24 protein-coding genes are annotated in these 20,458 nt (G+C 40.0%); 10 read left to right on the plus strand and 14 right to left on the minus strand.

What is annotated here, in order from left to right:
- Positions 1-29: 29 nt before the first annotated feature.
- The 4 genes from ACSVDJ_RS14910 to ACSVDJ_RS14925 form a co-directional block, all read right to left on the minus strand.
- Positions 30-746, minus strand: a complete 717-nt coding sequence (locus ACSVDJ_RS14910) for a LutC/YkgG family protein (protein ID WP_439166845.1) — start codon at positions 744-746, stop codon at positions 30-32.
- Positions 746-2,179, minus strand: coding sequence for a LutB/LldF family L-lactate oxidation iron-sulfur protein (locus tag ACSVDJ_RS14915; RefSeq protein ID WP_439166847.1), 1,434 nt, complete (start codon positions 2,177-2,179; stop codon positions 746-748). The genes ACSVDJ_RS14910 and ACSVDJ_RS14915 overlap by 1 nt, the downstream gene beginning before the upstream one ends.
- 48 nt (positions 2,180-2,227) lie before the next feature.
- Positions 2,228-2,944, minus strand: a complete 717-nt coding sequence (lutA, locus tag ACSVDJ_RS14920) for a lactate utilization iron-sulfur protein LutA (RefSeq protein WP_439166849.1) — start codon at positions 2,942-2,944, stop codon at positions 2,228-2,230.
- 247 nt (positions 2,945-3,191) lie between these two features.
- Entirely contained in the window at positions 3,192-3,953 is a 762-nt protein-coding gene (locus ACSVDJ_RS14925; protein ID WP_439166851.1) for a FadR/GntR family transcriptional regulator, read from the minus strand.
- A 265-nt stretch (positions 3,954-4,218) separates the two neighbouring features.
- Here ACSVDJ_RS14925 and ACSVDJ_RS14930 point away from each other — a divergent pair, with 265 nt between their 5' ends.
- The 5 genes from ACSVDJ_RS14930 (at position 4,219) to ACSVDJ_RS14950 (ending at position 6,817) form a co-directional block, all read left to right on the plus strand.
- Complete coding sequence (locus tag ACSVDJ_RS14930; RefSeq protein ID WP_439166853.1) at positions 4,219-5,889, plus strand: L-lactate permease; 1,671 nt, start codon at positions 4,219-4,221, stop codon at positions 5,887-5,889.
- Between the two features lie 184 nt (positions 5,890-6,073).
- Entirely contained in the window at positions 6,074-6,214 is a 141-nt protein-coding gene (locus ACSVDJ_RS14935) for a hypothetical protein (protein WP_439166855.1), read from the plus strand.
- Between the two features lie 10 nt (positions 6,215-6,224).
- Positions 6,225-6,365: a hypothetical protein gene (locus ACSVDJ_RS14940; protein ID WP_439166856.1), complete on the plus strand. Its 141-nt coding sequence runs from the start codon at positions 6,225-6,227 to the stop codon at positions 6,363-6,365.
- A 10-nt stretch (positions 6,366-6,375) separates the two neighbouring features.
- Positions 6,376-6,516: a hypothetical protein gene (locus ACSVDJ_RS14945; RefSeq protein ID WP_439166858.1), complete on the plus strand. Its 141-nt coding sequence runs from the start codon at positions 6,376-6,378 to the stop codon at positions 6,514-6,516.
- Between the two features lie 10 nt (positions 6,517-6,526).
- The gene (locus ACSVDJ_RS14950) at positions 6,527-6,817 is read left to right on the plus strand and encodes a hypothetical protein (RefSeq protein WP_439166859.1); all 291 of its coding nucleotides are present in this window, start codon (positions 6,527-6,529) and stop codon (positions 6,815-6,817) included.
- Between the two features lie 147 nt (positions 6,818-6,964).
- Here the strand turns inward: ACSVDJ_RS14950 and ACSVDJ_RS14955 are convergent, their stop codons facing one another.
- A complete protein-coding gene (locus ACSVDJ_RS14955; RefSeq protein WP_439166861.1) occupies positions 6,965-7,609 on the minus strand; it encodes a TetR/AcrR family transcriptional regulator in 645 nt (214 codons plus the stop codon).
- A 76-nt stretch (positions 7,610-7,685) separates the two neighbouring features.
- Between ACSVDJ_RS14955 and ACSVDJ_RS14960 the strand changes: the two genes are divergently transcribed.
- A complete protein-coding gene (locus ACSVDJ_RS14960) occupies positions 7,686-8,702 on the plus strand; it encodes a helix-turn-helix domain-containing protein (RefSeq protein WP_518619211.1) in 1,017 nt (338 codons plus the stop codon).
- Between the two features lie 96 nt (positions 8,703-8,798).
- Here ACSVDJ_RS14960 and ACSVDJ_RS14965 read toward each other — a convergent pair whose 3' ends face one another.
- The 5 genes from ACSVDJ_RS14965 to ACSVDJ_RS14985 all read right to left on the minus strand — a co-directional run bounded on the left by ACSVDJ_RS14965 (position 8,799) and on the right by ACSVDJ_RS14985 (position 14,848).
- Positions 8,799-9,560 (minus strand): ABC transporter ATP-binding protein, encoded by a 762-nt coding sequence (locus ACSVDJ_RS14965; protein ID WP_439166864.1) that lies wholly within the window; start codon positions 9,558-9,560, stop codon positions 8,799-8,801.
- A 1-nt stretch (position 9,561) separates the two neighbouring features.
- Positions 9,562-10,650 carry a FecCD family ABC transporter permease gene (locus ACSVDJ_RS14970; RefSeq protein ID WP_439166866.1) on the minus strand — a complete coding sequence of 363 codons (1,089 nt, stop codon included), beginning with the start codon at positions 10,648-10,650 and terminating at the stop codon, positions 9,562-9,564.
- Between the two features lie 5 nt (positions 10,651-10,655).
- Positions 10,656-11,690: an ABC transporter substrate-binding protein gene (locus tag ACSVDJ_RS14975; RefSeq protein WP_439166868.1), complete on the minus strand. Its 1,035-nt coding sequence runs from the start codon at positions 11,688-11,690 to the stop codon at positions 10,656-10,658.
- Positions 11,691-11,724: 34 nt separating this feature from the next.
- Complete coding sequence (locus ACSVDJ_RS14980) at positions 11,725-13,161, minus strand: MFS transporter (RefSeq protein ID WP_439166870.1); 1,437 nt, start codon at positions 13,159-13,161, stop codon at positions 11,725-11,727.
- A gap of 547 nt (positions 13,162-13,708) precedes the next feature.
- Positions 13,709-14,848 carry a polysaccharide deacetylase family protein gene (locus ACSVDJ_RS14985; RefSeq protein WP_439166872.1) on the minus strand — a complete coding sequence of 380 codons (1,140 nt, stop codon included), beginning with the start codon at positions 14,846-14,848 and terminating at the stop codon, positions 13,709-13,711.
- 171 nt (positions 14,849-15,019) lie between these two features.
- On the opposite strand from ACSVDJ_RS14985, the gene ACSVDJ_RS14990 reads away from it, so the two are divergent.
- The 4 genes from ACSVDJ_RS14990 (at position 15,020) to ACSVDJ_RS15005 (ending at position 16,117) form a co-directional block, all read left to right on the plus strand.
- Positions 15,020-15,235, plus strand: coding sequence for a DUF1659 domain-containing protein (locus tag ACSVDJ_RS14990; RefSeq protein WP_439166874.1), 216 nt, complete (start codon positions 15,020-15,022; stop codon positions 15,233-15,235).
- Between the two features lie 14 nt (positions 15,236-15,249).
- A complete protein-coding gene (locus ACSVDJ_RS14995) occupies positions 15,250-15,468 on the plus strand; it encodes a DUF2922 domain-containing protein (RefSeq protein WP_439166875.1) in 219 nt (72 codons plus the stop codon).
- 81 nt (positions 15,469-15,549) lie between these two features.
- Entirely contained in the window at positions 15,550-15,690 is a 141-nt protein-coding gene (locus ACSVDJ_RS15000; protein WP_439166876.1) for a YvrJ family protein, read from the plus strand.
- 235 nt (positions 15,691-15,925) lie between these two features.
- Entirely contained in the window at positions 15,926-16,117 is a 192-nt protein-coding gene (locus ACSVDJ_RS15005) for a hypothetical protein (RefSeq protein WP_439166878.1), read from the plus strand.
- A gap of 12 nt (positions 16,118-16,129) precedes the next feature.
- Here ACSVDJ_RS15005 and ACSVDJ_RS15010 read toward each other — a convergent pair whose 3' ends face one another.
- The 4 genes from ACSVDJ_RS15010 to tnpB form a co-directional block, all read right to left on the minus strand.
- Positions 16,130-17,602 carry a potassium/proton antiporter gene (locus tag ACSVDJ_RS15010; protein ID WP_439166879.1) on the minus strand — a complete coding sequence of 491 codons (1,473 nt, stop codon included), beginning with the start codon at positions 17,600-17,602 and terminating at the stop codon, positions 16,130-16,132.
- A 145-nt stretch (positions 17,603-17,747) separates the two neighbouring features.
- Positions 17,748-18,803 carry a hypothetical protein gene (locus tag ACSVDJ_RS15015; RefSeq protein WP_439166880.1) on the minus strand — a complete coding sequence of 352 codons (1,056 nt, stop codon included), beginning with the start codon at positions 18,801-18,803 and terminating at the stop codon, positions 17,748-17,750.
- A gap of 120 nt (positions 18,804-18,923) precedes the next feature.
- A complete protein-coding gene (locus ACSVDJ_RS15020) occupies positions 18,924-19,142 on the minus strand; it encodes a hypothetical protein (RefSeq protein WP_439166881.1) in 219 nt (72 codons plus the stop codon).
- Positions 19,143-19,301: 159 nt separating this feature from the next.
- A complete protein-coding gene (tnpB, locus tag ACSVDJ_RS15025; protein WP_439166882.1) occupies positions 19,302-20,402 on the minus strand; it encodes an IS200/IS605 family element RNA-guided endonuclease TnpB in 1,101 nt (366 codons plus the stop codon).
- Between the last annotated feature and the right edge of the window lie 56 nt (positions 20,403-20,458).

Genomic DNA, 20,458 nt, shown 5'->3' on the forward strand with positions numbered 1-20,458 from the left:
AAAAAATGATTAATAAAAGAGGCGAATCTTTATTTATCATTAACGATAATATAAGCAGCTTTCACTGGGCCGTGTACACCAACAACAAGGTTCATTTCGATGTCGGCAGAGTTACTTGGACCCGTGATGTAGTTCACGCATGATGGCGCTAACTCACCAGCTTGTACTTTACGGCTGATTGCTTGTGCCGCTTGGGTAATACGTGGCACGATCGTACTTTTTGGCACAATCGCAATATATTTATGGGGTAGAAGGCTCACTGAGCGACCTTTGTCTTTGCTGCTCAGTAACACAACTGTACCTGATTCAGCTAAAGTCATATCGCTAAATGTAATACCGATATTCGCTTTTTCTGCGTTATCGATATTTTCTTGCCCTAACTCTGGATTCCAGACGTTCACTTCTTTACTTTCTTTCGGCCACGTTTCTTGAATTAAGTTTGATAAACCGAATTCTGCAAAACGTTCGTCATTCCATAAAGAAATTGGTCCACCGCCATAGGCATCTACTTTCTCAGACAATGTTTTCACAAGGTCAGCAGATGATGTTTCGATAAAGTCTGTGTGAATGTTTTTGCACTGCTCACGCAATACGTCAACAAGCTCATCTTGTGTCGCATCTTTCAACACTTCATGCTGAGGTTGAAATGCCCATTGTGGACGCTCCACTTTTTCTTTTCTTTCTCTTCCAAGATTTGAGGCGATGTTGGCTAAAAATGAGTCACGGTTATGAATCGTTCCTGCCATTATTTGTCGCCTCCTTTCTCTTTTTGATGTTCTTTAAACCAGTCGCGCAGGCGTTGTTTGTCTGGCGCTGGGAATTCACGAAGCTCCGTCCAAGCTTTCAGTGGACCAGGGCCTTTAGAAATACGATCATTTTTCGTAAATGGTTTCATCACTGTTGACGCCATTTTTGATCCCATTCCATACAATGGATTAGAAGACGTTCCTAGTCCAAATGCTTTCATCGCTAGCTTTTCAGAAATTGGCGCACGTCCTTCTTTCTCCACGATCACTTGGCGATGCTTATGAAGTAAGTCATGTAACGGAATTTTCACCGGACAAGCTTCAGAACAAGCAGCACATAACGTAGACGCATATGGAAGCTCCTTGAAATCATCATAGCCACCAAGTAATGGAGAAAGTACCGCACCGATCGGGCCTGAATAGATTGAGCCATACGAATGACCACCGATGTGACGGTAAACTGGACATACGTTAATACAAGCAGCACAACGGATACATTGAAGAACCGATTGGAATTCTGTTCCCAAGATTTTCGAACGACCGTTATCGATAACGACTAAATGGAACTCTTCTGGTCCATCTACATCGCCTTCTTCACGAGGGCCTGATAACGCTGTAACGTAACTTGTTAATTTTTGTCCAACCGCACTACGCGTTAATAAGCTAACAAGCACTTCAAATTCTTCATGAGTTGGAACGATACGCTCCATTCCCATAACCGTAATTTGTGTTTTCGGAATCGTCGTGACGAGACGAGCATTTCCTTCATTCGTTACGAAGCTGATCGAACCAGATTCAGCGATGGCGAAGTTACAGCCTGTTACACCGATATCTGCCTTCAAAAAGTCATCACGTAACATTTTACGAGCATGCAACGCAAGCTCTTCTGGTTTAGACGTCTCGTGATAATCTAATTTCTCTGTGAACACATCACGAATTTGCTCTTTATTTTTATGAAGAGCAGGCGTTACGAGATGGGATGGTGGATCATGATCATCGACTTGTAAGATGTACTCACCAAGGTCGGTCTCAATGACTTCACAGCCCATAGCTTCAAGTGCGCCATTCATACCGATCTCTTCTGTCACCATTGATTTTGCTTTTAAAATTTTCTTCGCATTTTTCTGCTTCGCAACGTTTGTAATGTATTCATTCGCTTGCTCAGGTGTTTCTGCAAAAAACACATGACCACCGCGTTTTGAAATATTCTCACTTAATTGGTGTAAATAATAATCTAAGTTCTCAAGCACGTGTTGACGAATTTCTTCCCCATGAGAGCGCCAGTCTTCCCAATTACCAAGCTCTTCTGCTGCATCTATACGACGAGTTCGCAAACGTTCTTGCGCGCCCGCCACAGCTCCTCTCATGAACGTGTCAGTCATTTTTTCCTTGACGCGTCCTTTAAAGTCTTCCGCTCCAAACTTCATTGCCATCGAACGTCACCTCTTTCTTTTGATTTTTTTGTATGGTTTGCTGATAAATCAACGGCTATTCAATACTTCGGCAATATGCATCACGCGAATAGGTTTCCCTTTACGTTCCATGCGTCCACCGATATTCATTAGGCAACCACAATCAGCTCCGATTAAATAGTCAGCTTCTACTTCTTCCGCACAAGCTACTTTTTCATCGACCATTTGCTCAGAGATTTGTCCCATTTTCACGGAGAATGTCCCACCAAAACCGCAACAGTTATGCGCATTTGGCAATGGAATAAATTCTAAGCCTTCTACATTTTTCAAAAGAGTCATCGGTGCATCTTTTACACCTAGAAGACGAGTCATATGACAAGACGTATGATACGTAGCTTTTCCAGGCAATTTAGCGCCTAAGCTTTCCACTTTTAATACATCAACAATAAATTGAGTGAACTCATACGATTTTTCTGCTAATTTTTTCGCACGCGGCTCCCAAACAGCATCTCCTTTAAACACATGTGGATACTCTTTGAACATGGTAATGCATGAACCAGACGGCGATACGACATATTCTGAGTTCTCAAAGGTTTCGATCATTTTCTTCATCGCACCTTTAGACTCTTCTACATAGCCACTGTTGAAAGCTGGTTGTCCACAACATACTTGACGCTCTGGAAACTCCACCTCACAACCTAAACGCTCTAAAATCTCAACTGTCGCCTTTCCCACATCCGTCTGAAACATATCTACAAGACACGTAGCAAACAAAGCAACTTTCATGTTGAACACCTCTTTTTTAAAAGTGACAGGCACTTCCCGATTTTTGTCGAAAAGAATTACCTATCCAAAGAACTGGTCATCTGATGACCTTATTAACCAATAAAATGTATCATACTACAATAAAAGCGTTTTTTGAAGTTTTTTTCAAATGCCGAAATATTTTTTTTATTCATAACCATCACTCATATTAAAAAAATAGAATAATTGGTAGTTAACTCCAGTTAACTACCCTATTCTATCTACTAATTTATCTTACCTTTTCGATTCCCTCTATATACTCTCTCAAAATATTTCCTATGTTATGAATATGATTTTGCATTTCTAGTCGCGCTTTTTCCGGATTTCCTTCTTCAATCGCTCGAAAAATGGCTTCGTGCTCCAGATTCAACTGCTCAAATGTTGCCATTTCTGAATAAAGACAAATACGGCGCGCTTCCTTCATTGACTCTGACACTAAATCCGATACATGATTCATTAAGCTAAGCAAAAGCGGGTTCCCCGTGGCTTCGGCGATCGCTAAATGGAAGGCAAGATCCGCTTCATCACCTAATTCCATCGGGTTAGAATGATGCTTCATTTCCTCAAGCGCCCAACGAATTTTTAATAAATCCTCTTCTGTACGTTTTTCAGCTGCACTGAAAGCAACACTCACTTCAAGAAGTTGCCGAACCTCCATTAAGTGAAACATATCTTCTTTATTCATTAATAAAGCGTTTTGAATTGGATACGCAATACCTGATGGAGAGAAATCTTTCACATAAGTTCCTTCTCCTTGACGCATTTCAATTAACCCCATAGCTCGTAAAGATGTTAACGCTTCTCGAATAGCTGAACGGCCTACATGAAAGTTTTCTGCTAATTGTTGAACCGAGTCTAACTTATCGCCTGGCTTCAACGTTCCAGAACGGATCGAATCCAAAAGAGCTTCTGCAACTTCTTCATATATTTTCTTCGGTTTAATTTTTTTATACTCCACCGGTTTCACCTCTAACTGTCCTAATACAATCATTATAAACGAAAATTTCAATTTTGCTGTCCTAATACAATTATTATAAACGAAAATTTTCACTTTGCTTGAGAAATTTGTTTTCATCGCCCAATCTATATCAATATCATTTTTAATTTTCACAAATTAGTAACATTTATATTGTCTTTTTCGACAACAACTCCTATAATAAATAAACAGATGGATGATCATTTCATTAGATCATCAGATGACCTACACTTCGTTTAATCTGACTATTCAAAAAAGAAAAACTGTTAGGAGGCTTTTTATGCAGTATCAACAACATTTCACTCCTATTGCAGACAGCCTGGGCTTATCTGCACTTGTGGCTTTAATTCCTATTATTTTCTTCTTCTGGGCACTGGCTGTTAAAAGAATGAAGGGATATAAAGCTGGTCTAATTACGTTAGCCCTTTCTCTTGTTCTTTCTGCAATCGCTTACAAAATGCCGGTTGGATTGTCTTTATTATCTGCCAGCCAAGGAGCTGTGTACGGATTACTACCAATCGGTTGGATCATTATTACTTCCGTCTTTTTGTACAAATTGACAGTTAAAACAGGACAATTCGACATCATTCGTGATTCTGTTTTAAGTATTACAGAGGATCGACGTTTACAAGCCTTGCTTGTCGCCTTCTCTTTCGGTGCTTTCCTTGAAGGAGCCGCCGGATTTGGGGCACCTGTTGCCATTTCAGCTGCTTTATTAGTTGGGCTTGGCTTCAACCCGCTATATGCCGCTGGGCTTTGCTTAATTGCCAATACCGCTCCCGTTGCCTTTGGTGCAGTCGGAATTCCGATTATCGCCGTAGAAGGACCAACAGGCATTCCAGCGATGGAAGTATCAAAAATGGTTGGACGACAATTACCGTTCTTATCCTTATTTATTCCGCTTTACTTAGTTGTTATAATGGCTGGATTTAAGCGAGCAAAAGAAGTGATGCCGGCTATTTTAGTATCTGGTGTTTCCTTTGCGGTTACTCAATATTTAAGTTCCAATTTCTTAGGCCCAGAGTTGCCGGATATTTTATCCGCACTTGTCTCTTTATTCGCTCTCGCTATTTTCTTGAAATTCTGGAAACCGAAAACAATTTATCGTTTTGCTCACGAGGAACAAAATGCACAGCATCAGGAAGTGCCGAAACATTCAGCTGGAGCTATTTTCAAAGCATGGTCACCGTTCCTTATTCTAACAGCTTTCATTTCTGTTTGGGGAATTCCATCGATTAAAGCGGCATTAACAGGCCATTATGAAGGATCAAACAGCGTATTATTGGCGATCAATTCCATTGGTCACAAATTAACCTTTGCACCAGAAGTTCCATTTTTGCACAACCAAATCTTCAATGGAGATGGCGAAGCTCTTTCTGCCATTTACAAATTGGAATTTCTCGGCGCAGCAGGTACAGCTATTTTAATCGCAGCGATTGTTAGTAAATATATTGTGAAAATCTCTTGGTCGGAATGGGTAAAAACATTGGGAGAAACAATGAATGAATTAAAGTTCCCAATTTTAACGATCGCAAGCGTTGTCGCCTTCGCTTACGTAACTAACGCATCAGGTATGACAACGACTCTTGGATTAGTCGTCGCAAAAACTGGCTACTTATTCCCGTTTTTCTCGCCATTCCTCGGCTGGCTCGGCGTATTCATCACAGGTTCCGATACATCAGCCAACCTATTATTCGGTAACTTACAAAAAGTAACCGCCGAATCGGTCGGAATGGACCCATTACTTGCCGTAGCGGCGAACTCGTCGGGTGGAGTAACCGGAAAAATGATTTCTCCACAATCGATCGCCGTTGCAGCTGGAGCTGTCGGACTAGACGGAAAAGAATCCGACCTATTCCGCTTCACCGTCAAACACAGCTTCATCCTAGTCATCATCGTCGGCATCCTCACCTTCCTCCAATCCAACGTACTAAGTTGGATGGTACCATAGAAAAGCGGAGCCGACTGTTTAGACACGACAAGCAAATGTTCTGGCGCTGGAAAGACGATAGTCTTGTAAGCGACAGGTTATTTGACTCGAGTGTCTAGGAGGCGGAGCTGGACAGTAGAAATGCGGAAGGCGCTGCTCAGCGACGTATGGACTGGAACGAGCCGATCGAGATAAAGGAAACACGATGAACGTTAGTGAATCGATGTTGACTTATCGCAAGGAGGATCGTGGAAGTCCACTAGTCGCTAGCGCCTGTAGCTGGACAGTAGAAAAGCGGAAGGCGCTGTTCAGCGACGTATGGACTGGAACGAGCCGATCGAGATAAAGGAAACACGATGAACGTTAGTCAATCGATGTTGACTTATCGCAAGGAGGATCGTGGAAGTACACTAGTCGCTAGCGCCTGTAGCTGGACAGTAGAAATGCGGAAGGCGCTGCTCAGCGACGTATGGACTGGAACGAGCCGATCGAGATAAAGGAAACACGATGAACGTTAGTGAATCGATGTTGACTTATCGCAAGGAGGATCGTGGAAGTACACTAGTCGCTAGCGCCTGGAGCTGGACAGTAGAAATGCGGAAGGCGCTGCTCAGCGACGTATGGACTGGAACGAGCCGATCGAGATAAAGGAAACACGATGAACGTTAGTGAATCGATGTTGACTTATCGCAAGGAGGATCGTGGAAGTACACTAGTCGCTAGCGCCTGGAGCTGGATCACGAAATGCAGAAGGCGCTGCTCAGCGACGTATGGACTGGAGCGAGCCGATCGAGATAAAGGAAACACGATGAACGTTAGTGAATCGATGTTGACTTATCGCAAGGAGGATCGTGGAAGTCCACTAGTCGCTAGCGCCTGGAGCTGGACAGTAGAAATGCGGAAGGCGCTGTTCAGCGACGTATGGACTGGAGCGAGCCGCACGAGATAAAGGAAACACACAAAATGAAAGCACTTTAGCCATGATCCGCTAAAGTGCTTCTTTAAATTTATACAACAAAATTAAAATTGACAGGTTGTCAGTCATTTAATATAATAAACACAGCTTAATTGATAACGGCTATCATTTAAGCTGTGTTTATAGAATTTTTTCAGCTACAACTTTACGCATCGTAGTTAAATCGAGTTGATTTTCCTTCAATCCGAATAAATGTTCAAAAGTAGATTGTAACGCTGCAATACGAGCAATCTTCTCCTCTTTTGTCCAACTAAATAAGGATGAATCAACCCAATGGTGAATGGTAGATAGGAAAAATTCTGCAACGAGTGTGGGGTTTTCGACTTTGAAAATCCCTTCTTGATTACCTTGCAAAATCATTTCAGTAACGATTGGTGAGAATTGACATATTGTTTGTACATACACGATTTGACGCAGCAGCGAGTTATGGTCATTGCGTAGATAGCTAAAGATGTCAACATGGTTAAGCGGATCGTCTAATTCATAAATGAAAATCCATGCTAATTTTTCATAAGCATTTAAATCTGGGCGTAGCAACACATCACGAAAATGTTTATGTAAAATCTGTAATTGTCGATCAACTAATTTTTGGGCCAATATTTCTTTTGAAGCAAAGTGATAATAAAGTGTTCCTTGAGCGATTCCTAAACTTTTCGTTATATCTGTTGTTGATGTTTTATCATAGCCTTTTTCGCTGAATAATTTTTCAGCCATATCTAATATTTCGTTGCGGCGCTCTGTTGTACTTTTTGTGATTCTTGCCAAGCGCATCACCCCCATTTCTTTATTTAAACACTCGGTATAAAGGTAGTCAAACGGTTGAAAGGAATTGATAGATAAAGTGACTTTAAACGTTACTGAGATTCATGATTTATTTGATCAATTTACGGAAATGGTGGAAGGGCACGTTCAGCAAAGAAACTGGGAGCAACAACTCACCATTCCTTCTCATATTGGCAAGGGAAATCTTATTAGAATTAAGATTCGTCCTGGTATGGAGATTATGCTAACAGATGTCACATTCAAGCAGGATATGAAACTTCACATTCAGGAATCTTGCCAATTATTTGAATTGAGTTACTGTGTTAACGGAGAAATTTATTGTGATTGGAGTGGAAAAAACAGCCTAACAATCGCTCAAACAGGAAATGTTCTTTTTTTGGAAGACGTTCGAGTCTATGAGGAAAAAAAAGCAGACATTCGAAATCAGCTTCTTGAAATCAGGTTTACTCCTGCTGAACTGCTACGCTACGCTGAGGATGTGACGGAGAAACGTAAAATGGAAAAATGGCTGAATCATCACCGTGGAAATATCGATCAATATCCGAACACGCCTGCCATCCAAAGATGTGTTTCTGAAATGATTCATTGTAAACATTTTGGAACTATGAAACGTTTGTATTTAGAAAGTAAGGCTCTAGAATTTTTAGCACTATTTGGAGAGTCAGATGGATATGGTCATGTTGGAGGAAATATGATGCTTCGTCGCAGTGATATTTTCAAACTAGAACTTGCTCATGAATTAGTACAGGAGCATTTTGAACACCCTCTATCTATTCGTGCATTGTCCAAGCGTATTGAAATGAATGAATTTAAGCTAAAAAAAGGATTTCGTGAATTGTTTGGCATGACGATCTTTGAACTTGTGCGGCAAAAAAGAATGGAAAAAGCACTTTGGTATTTAGAAGTAGGGCGTTTAAACGTTGGTGAAACCGCAGCGTCTGTTGGCTATAGCAATGCCAGCAATTTCACAACTGCTTTTCGTAAGCATTATGGTTGTAATCCTAGCGATCTTATTAAACAGATAAGTCAATCGGATGTAGAGGATACCAAGCTAAAAAACCGCTTCACACCATAAAATTATATAGAACGGTAAAATGGCTTGACAATTATATGTCAAGCCATTGTTATATACAGTGTAGATTATCAAATTCAAGGAACACTCTTTTTGTACTTATGTTATATAAGTAATTGCCCTATCCCCCGTAATTGGATTTGAATAAACCTCACAATCTATTTCATAGACCATTTCAATAAGCTCCTTAGTCAATATTTCCTCGGGCTTTCCTGATGCCATAATTTGACCTTGTTTAATTACATAAAGAATATCGCAATACATGGCGGCCATTGTAAGATCATGCAAAGCCGCAAGAACACCTATGTTTAACGATTTGACAACCTTTAAAATCTGAAGTTGATATTTAATATCTAGATGATTTGTTGGCTCATCAAGAATTAAAAATTGAGGTTGCTGCGCTATCGCTCTTGCAAGTATCACACGTTGTTTCTCTCCACCTGATAATGTCAAATAGCTTCTCTCCGCATACTCAGACAAGTTAACTTTTTTCAGCGCATCCGCGACAATCTGATAATCCTCTCTGTTATCGGATTCCATCAGATGTTTATGTGGCGTTCTCCCCATCATTACCATCTCATGAACGGTAAAATCAAAACTTAATTCATTAAATTGCCCTACTACCCCCATCTCCTTTGAAATCATACGCATGGGTGAGTTGAGAACATCCTTCTGTCCTAAAAAGACAAAACCCTTTTGCGGTTTAATGACTTTATAAATACTTTTCAATAACGTTGATTTCCCACATCCGTTAGGTCCAATAAGTCCCACAAACTGGCCATTTTCCACATGAAGACTAATATCTTTTACAATGTCTACTCCCGATAGTGTTACTGATATATGTTCTGCCGATAGATGCAATTTATTTCCCCCCGAATCCATAACTTTTTTTGATTAACATGTACATAAAGACTGGTGCACCCAAAAGCGACGTAACAATTCCAAGGGGCAATTCTCCATTATGAATGATTGTTCGTGCAAATACATCCGCCCATATCATGAATAATGAACCAAACAGAAGTGCAACAGGAACAAGTCGCTTATGATTGGACCCGACAACACTGCGCACTATATGGGGAACAATAAGTCCCACAAACCCGATAATTCCACAAGTTGAGACAAGAACACCAGTGACAATCGAGGCAATGATCATATACAATCGTCTATAATAATTTAGATTAATTCCTAACGTAACCGCTGTTTCCTCCCCCATCAGCATCGTATTAAGAATTCGAAATTGGAACAGAAAAAATACCCCTGCCAAAAGAACCACCGCTGTTATAAATGGAAGTGTCTCCCATTCAGCAGAAGACAGGCTCCCCATTGTCCAGAAAGAAATTGAGCGAATCCCCTCTGCGTTTTTAGCAAAATAAATAATAAAGTTTGAAAATGCACTACATAACGCATTAATGACAGTTCCAGCTAAAATTAGTTTCACTGAGGAGGTTTTACCGCCGATGCTAGCCAAACCCAAAACAAGAACAGCTGCGCATAAAGCTCCGATAAATGCCCATGTGGCAACGCCAAGCTCTCCTAAGATGCCCCCTACCCCAAAGCCAAGCATAATGGAGAACGTTGCACCCAATGAAGCGCCAGAAGATATTCCAAGTATAAATGGGTCAGCCAATGGATTTTGAACTGATGCCTGCATGATCGTTCCACATAGCGCCAAACCTGCACCTGTTACCATAGCCAATAACACTCGTGGAAAGCGAATTTGCCATATCACATCTAAAAACATGCCATCTGCATCTTCGGTGACATAGCTAGTATGTAATCCTGTGATATGTTCCACCAAAATCCAAAAAGATTGATTATAGGGTATGGATACTTGTCCGATAGAAACCGAAACAACGACGGAGATAATAAGAGCAATGAGTAATATAACAATAATTATTGAGGACAGATAACGTTTATCTGTCCATCTTTCCATACTTCTTTGTGTGGTCATTATGTCTATTCTCCTTTAAACAATTCAGGATGAATATATTGGGCAACATCCTTATACAAATCTGTAAGCCCAAGACTTCCACGAACAGCTGTCGTATAATCGACAACCTTTACATCTCCATTTTTAATTGCCTTCGCATTTTTCAGCTTTGGATTGTTCAAGTATTGATTAATCAACGCTTCACTATCCGATTCTTGGAATCCAGTAATAATAATTTTATCGGGATTTACAGATAGAATCGATTCCTCGGACATCTCTACATATGTTTCCTTAGACACTTGGATATACTCTCCTCCTGCACCTTCAATCATTTCGTCAATAAGAGCAAGTGATGGACCATAATAATAAGTCGTTTCTCCACTAGTTCCAAGCAACAGAACTTTAGGTTTGTCCTTTGCAAGCGCAGCTTTCGTCTCAATTTTGTTGATCTGTTCTTTTTGCTTCTCTACAAAAGCATCCGTCTTATCTTGGATGTTCAGTACATTTCCTAGATTCGTAATATCTTCAAAAAAGCTATCAATCGTGCGACCAGTTGTATAGTTGATTCCAGCAAGTACTGGTATGCCTCTCTCGTTCCAAAAAGAAATATCACCAAGCCGTTCTTTTTGGAAGGCAGAGGACATCGAGATAATTAAATCCGGCTGCAACTCCAAAATAGCCTCTTTTGACGGCCACATATCCGTAATAATAGGTAGTGTTTTAATTTGTTCTTCATACTCTGAAAAAGTTTTGTCCAAATAAGCTAGCCCAACGATCCGTTCCTCTTCTCCGAAAGCAAGCATCCACTCTGCAAAACCTTGCCCGATGACCACAATGCGCTTCGGTTCTTTTTCAATCGTTTGTTGTATTTCCTTCCCTGTATCGTCAGAAATCGTTAAATTCAACGGGTAATGGCTATCTCCAATCGCGTTACTTTGAGTTTCCTTGGTAAGACTCTGACTTGGCTCTTTCTGTTCAACTGTCCTTTCCGAGCAAGCAGATAGCATTAATAAACAAAGCGTGCCAATCAGAAACATCGAGATGTATTTTTTTATAAACATATATTATTCCTCCTAGTTTTATACAATTTAATTTCTATTTGTTTTGTCGGATAAATAAATAAACAAGACAAACATAAGCAGATAAAGAGAGTCCTCCACAGAGCATTAAAGAGGCGGAAAATGCGTCTACATAGTTGGATATGGTCGCATCTGTCAAGGAGTGTCCTAATACAACAGTGAATACAATACTACTTAATGCTACTCCTAATGAATTGGCCAAATACATTACCGTATTAAACAAGCCTGAACCTGTCCCTGCTTCTTCCGCTGGAATGGTACTTAACACAACTCGAGTAAGTGGCGTTGTAACTAGTCCGAGCCCCAACCCGTACACTAGCAGAGTCAAAATATATGGCAGATGCAACAGATGTCTGGGATCAATATGCAATAACAAAATAAGTAAAAAACAGCAACTTGCTGTAATTAACGCACCTATTTTCAACACAACCATTCCCCATTTGTCCACCACTCGAGATGAAAGTAGAGAAGTTAGGAAGAACCCGACACCTAGAGGCAGAAAAACAAAACTGGTCGCTTGGGCATCGAAATGCAAGCCAAACTGTAAATAATATGTCAAGATGAAAAAGAGGGAGAACATGCTAAGATAAATAAAAACAACTGAAAGCAATCCCACTCCAAATAAACGTTGTTTAAAAATCATCAAATTGACAAGTGGTCCATCATCTTGTTTTTGTTTATGAATTTCCACGACAATAAATGCAAGCAGGAACACTAACGATAAAATCAAACATGCCCATATCCAATATGACCATCCCTGTTTCTGTCCCTCTGATAATGGATAAACTAGCAGAAACAATCCGCTAATAAGGAAGGCTGTACCAGTCCAATCAATTCTCTGTGCGCGGTTACCATGCGATTCCTGGATCAGAGGAAAACATAGTAGAACAAGAATACCGAAGGGGATATTGAAAAAAAATACAGTTCTCCACCCTAAGGAAAATACATTCCAATTAACTAGAATGCCTCCCAATGTAAGCCCAAATGCAAATCCGAACCCTAGTAAAGCACCGTAAATACTGAAGACAAGACCTTTTTCACGCGATAGAAAATTTATTTGCATCATGGAAAGCACTTGAGGTTGTATTAACGCTGCTGTAATTCCTTGCACAATCCGAATGACAATTAGGATTGTCGAACTGGTTGTAAAACCTCCTAACATAGACATCAGCGTGAATCCGCTCACCCCAATAAGCAGAATCCGCTTCCTGCCATAAATATCACCAAGTTTTCCACTTATAACTAGTGTTACGGCTAAACTGAGCGAAAAACAGGTCATAATTAGTTGAGCATCTGTAAAACTTGCGTTTAAACTACTTTGTATGAATGGCAATGCGACCTGAATCATATAGGTATTCAAAGAAATTAGCAGTATCGGAAGAAGAATGACCGCCAGCGCATACCAGCGTCGCGGGTCAATCTGCTGCTCCAACTTTTCACCTGTTGTCGCCATAGTACCCCCTCTTTCATTCCTTGCTTGACGATAAGTTCCAATTTAATTTATAGAAATCTGTCTATATGATATAAAGCTTCTAACCTCCGTCTGAATCACTCCTCTGTCCATATCCTTTTCCGACATGTGGCTTCATCGGAATTTTAATTGATAATTATTATCAACAAATTCAATTATCAATGATGTCTTTTTTTTTCTCTACCTGTAGCGGGAGATTCTCCTTTTATAGAAGGAGCAAAAATTTAAGAAAACAACGATAAATCCTTCTCCTATCTTTTTTTGAAAAAATTCTCCAATTTCAGTTGACAGTATGGAACAAATCGTTTAATATGATAATTGTAGTTAGTAATGATAATCATTATCATTAGTTATCTCATCTTACACAGTATGCACGAAGACGGTACGGCCTCCCACCCGTACCGTCCCCCCTCTTTTATTTATAAGACAATGAAAAGTGACAGGCACCTTATCAGCTTCTCACCTCTAGCTGATAAGATCTTGAAGCTAAAAAAAGCTACTTGTTAAAGGTAGCTTTTTTCTATTCTCATTATAGTCTTCTATCTTTCCAAAAGTTTTGCATCACATGAGTAGCTGGGTCATATGCTCGCAATTCATATCCTTCTTTTTTCAAATACTTGAGGATGTCTGGCAAAATAGCGGCTGTCGCTTTCTTCTCATGCAGGAGAATCACGACATGCTGATCGCCTCTTTTCTTTTGTTGCTGCACACCGGCTTTTACATTTTGTAAAATTCGATACTTTGTACTTGGACTATACTTCCAATCTAAACTATCTATATCCCAATCCCATAAACGATACCCTTTTTTCACCATCGCATCACGATAAGATGGCTTTAAATATGGCTTGCTTCCATATGGAGCACGAACCAACATAGATGATTGTCCGGTTACTCGTTTAACCGTTTGTTGCGTTTGATTCATTTCCCCCATAAAGCTTTGTGGCGATCGATACAGTCGGTTCGCTTGATGCGTGACACTATGCAAACCGAGGTAATGCCCTTCTCTAACTGCTCTTTTTGCGAAAGTAGCATATTTACGAACATTTGGCTCGATATAAAAGAATGTTGCTTTTACGTTATGGGCGGCTAATGTATTTAAAATACTTGCCGAATAAACATTTGGTCCATCGTCAAACGTCACATAGGCAATCGGTTTCTTTGATGGCGGATTCGGCTTGTTTCGATCAAGGAACGATTGATTCGCTTGAATAAATTCTTCATTCGATAATTTCGCCCCTTGAGACGAATAAATACGTACCGTTTTAGAAGCACTTAAATAGTCTACTTTTAACCCAAAATGTTCGGCAACCCAGCGAATCCCAATATATATTTCATTATTTTTCGTATATAGAATGGCCGGTGTTGTCTTCTTTCCATTGAAAGAAGCTTCCTTTGTTGCTTTATTAAATTTTAATTGCTTCCCATGCTTCTCTAATGTATATGTACCATCTGCTTGATTAAACGATTGCTCCACATATAAATACCGATGAAGCTTTGACATTGATGCGACCGCCTGACCATTAACAATAAAGGATTCCCCTTTCGCAAAAGGAAGCATCTTATCATGAAGCCCAAGATAGATCCCTTTTTCCTGCGTTGTTCCCGAAACCGTTCCAGCAAACGCAAACATAAGAACACAAAAAAAGATTGCTGCAGCCCATTTCCTCATTCCCTTTACCTCCCCACAAAAACTGGTAATATATTATTTTCCTTTATTATACACCCAATATTACTTATATGTTACAAAAATAACAAAATAGTAACAAAGTCTATTTTTTTCATATAAGGTGTCCTTTTCACTCCTTTTTTTCTATATAGAGGGTGAAAGGAGGTGATCAATATGGCACAAGCAACGCTAACGAAATCCACTTTACGCCTAACGTTTAATCATGGAGTTGATGCAAAGGGTCAGCCGGTTCTGAAGTCAAAAACATTTTCAAACATTGATGAATTGGCGAGCGCGGACAACTTACAAGCAGCCGCTCAAGCAATTGCCGCTTTAGTGGACAAACCAATGGTCACAATCGCCCGCAACGATTTATCGGAAATTAACTAATAGGAGGAGAAAAAATGGCAAAGACACTACAACTACAATTCACTACTGACCTTGGAAAAACAGCTTCTTTAACACTCGACTATCCGAAAGAACCAGTCGATCCTGTGCTAGTGAAACAATCCATGGAGGCGATCATCGCTACTGGAGTATTTAGCTCCACAAGCGGAAAATTCGTCGCAATGAAAGAAGCAAACTTAATCGACCGCACCGTCTCAAGTGTCGTTATCGAGTAACCACTAACAGTCTATGCACAAATTAAAAAAGTGGGAAAGTCAGCTCGTCTGGCTTTCCCACTATATGTGAGGAGGATCAAAATGGAGCAATTGCTACCCTTTATTCAAGATGTCGGCTTTCCAATCGTGGTCACCTTCTATCTTTTGTATCGAATGGAAGCAAAGCTAGATGCGGTCATCCAATCGATTCAAACATTGCCTGAAAAGATGAGAGAAGGATGAAAGAAAAGAGCGTGCCACTTGGCGCGCTCTTTTTGATTGGGAATAGCAAGATTGAATGACCTTATTTCTTACATTTAATATCTACAGGAGATAACCATCCATTACAACTTTCATTTCTGTAAATATTTTATAATCATTCAATTTGCGTTCCATAAATGGTTATGATAACCTAATAAACAGACGTTCTTTTTGCGAAGAATGTTACTATAAAAATATGGAAAAGGGGAGTATGATCATGGCTAAAAAAATAAAGAAAAGCAAGATCGAAGAAGTAGTAACAAAGAAAGATAAGAAAAAGGCGGACAAAAAGAAACTTGAGAAGAAATTAGCTAAAAAAGTAGCGAAGAAAAAAGCTGAGAAGAAAGCCGACAAAAAGAAAGTAGCTAAAAAGAAAGATAATAAGAAAAATAGCAAGAAAGCTGCCTAACGAGGAAAACCTCTAGAGAAGTTCTTCTTCCCTAGAGGTTTTAGTGGTCATAATGATGTTCTTCACTTCATTTTTCTGAGCCTTTGCTACTAAAATATATAATACATCCTCTGGCAGTAGCTTTGTTCCGCCGTATGGAGTGATTAATTGTTCCCCGCGAATGACAGCTGTGATTAAGGTTTTTGGGGGAAGGTTGAGTTGTTGAATTTCTTGATGAGTGACAATGGAATCTTCAGAAATTTGAATTTCAATGATTTCGCTGTTTGTTCTTCCGATAGAGACGAGCTCTAAGCTATGTGGTGGTTGAAGTTTCTTGCCTTTTCCCTCCACTCTAAGGAATGCAGCAATAGGTGAAATCGTCGCCCCTTGTACGAGTGCCGAGGAAAGAACAACGAAAAAGGTCACATTGAACATTAACTGACCATTCTCTAAGCCCTCTACTAAAGGATAGGTGGCTAAAATAATAGGTACAGCTCCTTTTAACCCGGCCCATGAGATAAATAATTTCTCGTTAACATTTAATCGACTCTTGATGAGACTAACAAACACTCCAATCGGACGAGCAACAAGCATTAATAGAACAGAAAGCGCAATCCCTTGCCAAGCAACCTCTAACAACTCCCCAGGGAATACGAGTAACCCCAACAAAACAAACATCAGAATTTGCATCATCCAAGCAAATCCTTCATTAAAACCTACGATGGAACGACGATACGTTAAATCCGCATTTCCAAGAATCACGGCCATAACATAAACCGCTAAAAAACCACTCGCATTCATGATTGTCACCGTGCTAAATGTAAATATCGCAAGGGCAACAGAAAGCACCGGATATAAACCAGATGAGTCCAAATTAATATGATTAATAACCCATACAGACATTTTTCCAAGCAACACGCCCATCAACAATCCCATTCCCATTTGCCAAATAAAGAGAGCGAGAAGATGGAAAGGCTCAAATGACGGCGCTAGTATCAGTTGAATAAGGGTGATGGTTAGAAAAACAGCCATAGGATCATTCGTGCCTGATTCCGCTTCTAAAATCGAAGTTAGTTTTGTTTGAATATTTTTATTGCCTAGAACACCGAAAACAGCGGCTGCATCCGTTGAACCGACGATCGCACCGAACAACATCCCTTCTAGCCAACTAATTCCTAAAATATACTTTGCTGCCGTCCCAATTACTATCGTAGTAACTAGTACTCCAAACGTTGCCAGAGACACAGCCGGTTTGTACACCGTCTTTATATTCGTCCATTTTGTTTGCAATCCCCCTTCAAACAAAATGACAATTAAGGCCACTGTCCCCAATAACTGCGTCAACCAAGCATTATCAAAGAAAATAAAACGATTGAGCACCATCCCTACCATGATAAAGAATACGAGTGACGGTAACCCTAATCTTGTCGAAAACTTCGCCGTAAACACACCGATAAATAACAACACCGCAAAAATCAAAATAATATTTTCAATATAAAATCCCATCCGTTCCCCCCTTTTTTGTCTTACTATCATTATATACTAAACAAAAAGAAAAGACTGATCTGACCCAATATAATCTTCTACTGCATATTTAGACATAAAAACACCCCATAAATGTTAGTTTCGTGTCTAACATTTATGGGGCAGTTCACTCTGCTAACTCATGTCTCGCTGCTGCCAAAAATTCCTCTGGCTGATCGAGCTTTAAATATACTTTATCTACTTGCTTGCTAAAGCCATATAAATATTTCACCGTGAGCGGCTCTTGTAACTCAATGACAATTTGCGGCTCAGGCTTTTCAAAATCAACATACATTCCATGAAAAGCCGTTTTATCTTTTGGATGATATTCTCCCGGTTCTAGTCGACGAATCGAGTGAATGGCTTCTATCGGTACCGTGATTCGTTTCATCAACCCAATTGGAATCATGATTTCATCTGAATCGACCGTGATCCGATTAAGTCGAATCGCTTGAATCTCGCCGATAAAAAAGAGCACACCATACATATTGATCACTAACAAAATCCAAGAAACGATCGGACTGACTGAATGAAGCAACCAATGCAGACCTACCGACTCAAGCACAATCGCATGGATCATCATCACATAAAAAGCAATCACACTCGTGTTTTGATGTGCGGTAAAATGTTGGGCCGATGTCGGCGCTTTTTGCTTCCAACTGCCGAGTGCGTGTTTCAGCATCATCCATTCCGACACCACGATTTGTGCCAACCGATTTCCAGAAAATTTTTCGTCCGCTTGCTGCAAAACAGCCATCGCAGGTGTCAAACGTCGATCTTGCTGTTGCACCTCTGCTCGAACGCTTCTAATAAATTTCACCACTTGAACTATCAGCCAAATCTCCACTCCAAACAGCGTCACTTCACCAGCTACCAACACCCAGCCAATCCATTCCATTCCGTCGAATCGCTCAGCTGGAATCATCAATTTAGCTGTCAAATATCCAAGAAGCGCTACACCAATGATCGGAGCAACCGACCGTTTTTTACGAAGAATGAGGAAGTAAGTTAGCAAAGGAAGGACAATCACAAAGTCGACTAGCGATCCAATCGTCATTCCTTGTACATCCTCACTAGGAACGGTTAATAAATGATGGGCCGAATAATTGCCAAGTATGATCACTCCTGCTAAGAGAAAAAAACACATCCATTTTGGCTTTAACGTCTCTACTCGTTGCATCATAACACCCGCCTTTTACGATGTATGTATTCGTTTTCAGTGTAACATAATGGCTATACCGTTTATTTAGAAAATAAGGAGATTTATAGAAGTTTGTTCATACAAAATACATCCCATCTTTCTTCACCGATGCGCTTCAAACAGTCGAATCGACGATAAAAGTGAGATCACCCATGCCACCATCGCTAATCCGAAAAAAGTGAATAAAAATAATGGATGCATATCCCACAAAATAAATACGTTTGGAAGCACACTTGGATAAAAGACACTTAACATAAATAATAATAAAATAATCGGCCCACTCAAAGCGATCGCTGCATAGTAGCCCCAACGATAATACAACGGTTGAACCCTCCCCCACTTAACACTCTTACGAGTTGTTTGAAGTGGGGGATTCTGTTTCCTGCGAACACCAGTGTATCCACCAGTTATTGAGCAGGCTTTCCTCCGCAGTTCCTGCGGTTAGGTCGTCCAAGCGGCTTACGCCTCCGACAGTCTATTTCAATTTATTAGCCTTAATGCTTCCTTTTTAAGATTTGTAGCTGCATTGATATCCCGGTCATGGTCTGTGCCGCAAGAAGGACAAGTCCATTGACGTAAGGCGAGACTTTTCACTTCTTTATGCTGATGACCACAAAAAGAACATAGTTGAGAACTCGCAAATGTTTTGGATACGACAACGATTTGCTTTCCATACCATTTCGCCTTATATTCAAGCATTTCTCGAAATTGCGACCACGATGCTTCGCTAATGGCTTTCGATAGCTTTTCGTTTTTTAGCATATTTGACACTTGCAAATCTTCTATGCCTACAATGTCGTGGTTTTTGACAATATAGGTAGAGATTTTGTCTAAATAGTCTTTTCTTGCGTTGGTGATTTTTTCATGAATACGAGCTACTTTAACTCTGGCCTTGTTCCAATTAGAACCGCCTTTTGTTCGTCTACTCATGATCTGCTGGGCTTTAGCTAGTTTTTGCTCCAATGCGCGGAAGAATTTTGGATTATGAAACTTTTGCCCATTACTTAATATTGCAAAATCACTTAACCCTACATCCACTCCAACAGAAGAGTTTGTCTTAGGTAATTCTTTCACTTCTGTTTCTGTAAGAATGGATACAAAATACTTTCGGCTTGGATTCCGTCTGATTGTTACATTTAAAATCCTACCTTCTATTTCTCTGCTTTTGGCAAATTTAACAAATCCGAGTTTAGGTAATTTAATTGTATGTTCGACAATGGCGATGTTCCCGTTTGTGTGTTTCGTTTTATAGGACTGAACTTTGTTTTTTTTGGACTTAAAACGAGGAGCGTCATTTTGTTTGTTGAAAAAGCGGTCAAACGCATCTGAGAGGTTTTCTAGAGAAGACTGCAAAGCAATACTGTCTGGTTCTTTCAGCCACACAATTTCTTTCTTCAGTTGTGTGAGTTGTTTCGAACATTTGTTGAAAGACAGACCTTTTCCTGTTTGTTTGTAAGTATCATTCCAAAGCGACAAGAAATGATTAAATACAAATCGACTAGAGCCAATGGTTTTGTTGATCAGAATCGCTTGTTTTTCTGTCGGATAGATACGAAACTTATAGGCTTTATGAACGATCATGAGTTTCACCTCCTCATCCATTATGTTATGATGTACATATTATACCAATTAAGATG

Source organism: Bacillus sp. Hm123, from assembly GCF_051842975.2.
Taxonomy (GTDB): Bacteria; Bacillota; Bacilli; order Bacillales; family Domibacillaceae; genus Bacillus_CE.

Coding starts and splice junctions, on each gene's coding strand:
- tnpB (WP_439166882.1), bottom strand. CDS start 20,402: ATGATCGTTCATAAAGCCTATAAGTTTCGTATCTATCCGACAGAAAAA.
- ACSVDJ_RS14950 (WP_439166859.1), top strand. CDS start 6,527: ATGAACGTTAGTGAATCGATGTTGACTTATCGCAAGGAGGATCGTGGA.
- ACSVDJ_RS14945 (WP_439166858.1), top strand. CDS start 6,376: ATGAACGTTAGTGAATCGATGTTGACTTATCGCAAGGAGGATCGTGGA.
- ACSVDJ_RS14940 (WP_439166856.1), top strand. CDS start 6,225: ATGAACGTTAGTCAATCGATGTTGACTTATCGCAAGGAGGATCGTGGA.
- ACSVDJ_RS14915 (WP_439166847.1), bottom strand. CDS start 2,179: ATGGCAATGAAGTTTGGAGCGGAAGACTTTAAAGGACGCGTCAAGGAA.
- ACSVDJ_RS15005 (WP_439166878.1), top strand. CDS start 15,926: ATGGCTAAAAAAATAAAGAAAAGCAAGATCGAAGAAGTAGTAACAAAG.
- ACSVDJ_RS14995 (WP_439166875.1), top strand. CDS start 15,250: ATGGCAAAGACACTACAACTACAATTCACTACTGACCTTGGAAAAACA.
- lutA (WP_439166849.1), bottom strand. CDS start 2,944: ATGAAAGTTGCTTTGTTTGCTACGTGTCTTGTAGATATGTTTCAGACG.
- ACSVDJ_RS14985 (WP_439166872.1), bottom strand. CDS start 14,848: ATGAGGAAATGGGCTGCAGCAATCTTTTTTTGTGTTCTTATGTTTGCG.
- ACSVDJ_RS14935 (WP_439166855.1), top strand. CDS start 6,074: ATGAACGTTAGTGAATCGATGTTGACTTATCGCAAGGAGGATCGTGGA.
- ACSVDJ_RS15000 (WP_439166876.1), top strand. CDS start 15,550: ATGGAGCAATTGCTACCCTTTATTCAAGATGTCGGCTTTCCAATCGTG.
- ACSVDJ_RS14990 (WP_439166874.1), top strand. CDS start 15,020: ATGGCACAAGCAACGCTAACGAAATCCACTTTACGCCTAACGTTTAAT.
- ACSVDJ_RS14970 (WP_439166866.1), bottom strand. CDS start 10,650: ATGACCACACAAAGAAGTATGGAAAGATGGACAGATAAACGTTATCTG.
- ACSVDJ_RS14980 (WP_439166870.1), bottom strand. CDS start 13,161: ATGGCGACAACAGGTGAAAAGTTGGAGCAGCAGATTGACCCGCGACGC.
- ACSVDJ_RS14975 (WP_439166868.1), bottom strand. CDS start 11,690: ATGTTTATAAAAAAATACATCTCGATGTTTCTGATTGGCACGCTTTGT.
- ACSVDJ_RS14925 (WP_439166851.1), bottom strand. CDS start 3,953: ATGATTGTATTAGGACAGTTAGAGGTGAAACCGGTGGAGTATAAAAAA.
- ACSVDJ_RS15015 (WP_439166880.1), bottom strand. CDS start 18,803: ATGATGCAACGAGTAGAGACGTTAAAGCCAAAATGGATGTGTTTTTTT.
- ACSVDJ_RS15010 (WP_439166879.1), bottom strand. CDS start 17,602: ATGGGATTTTATATTGAAAATATTATTTTGATTTTTGCGGTGTTGTTA.
- ACSVDJ_RS14910 (WP_439166845.1), bottom strand. CDS start 746: ATGGCAGGAACGATTCATAACCGTGACTCATTTTTAGCCAACATCGCC.
- ACSVDJ_RS14930 (WP_439166853.1), top strand. CDS start 4,219: ATGCAGTATCAACAACATTTCACTCCTATTGCAGACAGCCTGGGCTTA.